The organism is Winogradskyella sp. A3E31, from assembly GCF_046720935.1.
Lineage (GTDB): Bacteria > Bacteroidota > Bacteroidia > Flavobacteriales > Flavobacteriaceae > Winogradskyella.
Genome location: NZ_JBHNWH010000021.1, coordinates 1 through 2310, shown reverse-complemented (window position 1 = coordinate 2310; position 2310 = coordinate 1). Strand labels below are relative to the sequence as shown.

The 2310-nt window shown below is 32.0% G+C and carries 3 protein-coding genes; all 3 read left to right on the top strand.

Annotation, left to right across the window (positions count from 1 at the left end; all coding sequences use genetic code 11):
* Positions 1-179: 179 nt before the first annotated feature.
* The 3 genes from ACFEMA_RS14670 to ACFEMA_RS14660 all read left to right on the top strand — a co-directional run bounded on the left by ACFEMA_RS14670 (position 180) and on the right by ACFEMA_RS14660 (position 2095).
* Entirely contained in the window at positions 180-644 is a 465-nt protein-coding gene (locus ACFEMA_RS14670) for a hypothetical protein (protein WP_411768961.1), read from the top strand.
* A gap of 163 nt (positions 645-807) precedes the next feature.
* Positions 808-1425, top strand: a complete 618-nt coding sequence (locus ACFEMA_RS14665; RefSeq protein WP_115840116.1) for a hypothetical protein — start codon at positions 808-810, stop codon at positions 1423-1425.
* 145 nt (positions 1426-1570) lie between these two features.
* Positions 1571-2095 (top strand): lipocalin-like domain-containing protein, encoded by a 525-nt coding sequence (locus tag ACFEMA_RS14660; RefSeq protein WP_411768960.1) that lies wholly within the window; start codon positions 1571-1573, stop codon positions 2093-2095.
* The last annotated feature ends 215 nt before the right edge of the window (positions 2096-2310 follow it).

The following is a 2310-nucleotide window of genomic DNA, read 5'->3' as shown; positions in this document are numbered from 1 at the left end:
CAGTTCCGCGTGGCCGCGCGAAACCGAAGTTCATTATCTTCCTCTTTTTGTATCTTCGTTCTCAAGGCCGAACTGCGTTTAGCAGGTAGTTGGCAGTAATTTAAACAAACCCTATGGTAGGATACTTAATGCGAAAATTTATTTTCAAAAAGTTGTCGAATAAGATAACCGACATAGAGTTGACTAAAAAAGGATTTGTAATAAATGAACCTTTTGGTGCTAAACCTAAAAAACTTGAATGGAACCAAATTAAATCAATTCGATTTTCGAATAATGACAAAATTCTAATTTTAAAAATAGACGAAAACGAAATCGCTTTGAATCACAATCAAATTGGTTGGTTTGAATTTATCCAAAATATCCCTAAATCATTTAAACAATTTGACTTTAAAAAAGTTGATTTAATTATTGGCTCTCTGAAACCTTGTGAAGTTTGTGGAATTGTTGCTGTCAGAAACAATGTTTGTAAAGTTTGCGACTCTGAACCTTGGAATCGGAATAGTGGAAAAAATAAAATGGAATATTTAAAAGAGAAACAACTCGAGCACTTTGAATATGAATTGAAAAACAAATCTGAAATCAATAAAATTGCAGAAGCTCAACACGGATTTAAAGCTGACAAAAATTGGAAATTACACATCTGAAAAATAAAAAACTACAGCCAACAACGTGTATAATTAATTGCTAGTACTCGCCTACTTACGAAAATTCCGCTGGAATTTTCTATCTGTGATTTGTTTGCTAAATTAGTTGCTTAAACACGCAACTAACCATACACAAACACGTTGGAAAACATTACACAAAACAATGCGGAAGTACGAAAATGTTGAATATACAAACCAATTTGAATTACTATTCTTACTTGGTTCAACAGTAGCTGTCTTTTCTGGAATAATATTCGTGTTGAATAGAATTATGAGTTTTGGGCTATTAAAAGGAATTTTAGCTTTTGTTCTCGCTGGATTTTATTTCTATATATTAAAAAAGAAGTTTATAGTAAAAGTTTCAGATTTTGAATTAACAACAAATCAGTTGGAATGGAATAATAAAAATGTTGCTTTTAAAAATTTAGAATATTATAAAATTCATTGGATGAAAGGAGCTGGAATAAAATTTAAGCTCAAAAACGGAAAAACAGTCCGAATAAGCTCAAATGATAATTTCTGTAATTCCGAAAAATTTGTGAATTTATGCCATGATATTGACTCAAAACTCTTGAAATATAATAACGGACAAATAGAAAGAAAAAAGTCGTTTTTCGAATCTAAACAGGGTTATTACTTTGCTTTAATTATATCGATTTTATTTGTGATTGGAACAATTTACAAATCGTTTACGGATGAGAAATTTAATTTTGGGAATTTTGCGTTAATTTTAGTTTCATTAGGAATTATTTGGAGTGGAGTTAAATGGAAAATAAAATAACGATTTGCCAACAACGTGTATAATTAATTGCTTCATTGAGCTTACTTGCGAATATTCCTGCGGAATATTCACGGGTTCGTAAAAGTTTGCTAACTTAGTTGCTAAACCACGCAACTAACCATACACAAAACCGTTGGCAATAATTATGAAAATCTTAAAAACTATAGCTGTTTTTTTCTTAATTGTACTGGTTATAGGTTGTGCAAACCAAACAACAATATCTGACAATAATCGATTGACGGGTAGTTGGAAACTCTATCAAATTCAACAGCAAGATTCCATTAATGGAAAATGGGAAAAAATTGGAGGAAACTTAAATTATACTACCGGCTATTTGATATATGATGGACAAGGAGGAATGGGTGTACATGAAGTCTTGGAAAATTATGAGAACTATCATTTTGAAGACACGACAAAAGTAGGTCGCTACTATGTTGAAGATCTAAAGCATTTAGCCAGTAACTTCACTTATTTTGGTAGATACAGAATCCTGCCAAACAAAAAATTAATAGAACATACTATTCTAGCTCATACCAACCCAAAATTGTGGAATACAACTAACCAACGGAAATATCAATTTAAAGGTGATACGCTTATTTTATTTCCAGTAGAGGCGAAATATAACAATGTACGTGTAGTGTGGACTAAAATAGCTGAAATGGAAAACTAAAAACTATTGCCAACATTGGCTATAATTCAGCTTTACCTTTTGCCCTTCTCGAAAAACTTTATCTTTAAATCGCCTGGATTTCGCAGCTGGAAAATCCCAATGTTATTTTCCAAGCCGAAATCATAGCCGAGACCGATGGAATACATTCAGCGAAAAAGCTGACCAAAATGGTTCCACAACTGCGTTGTTCCCACCCTTTTGGTTCATGTATTCCA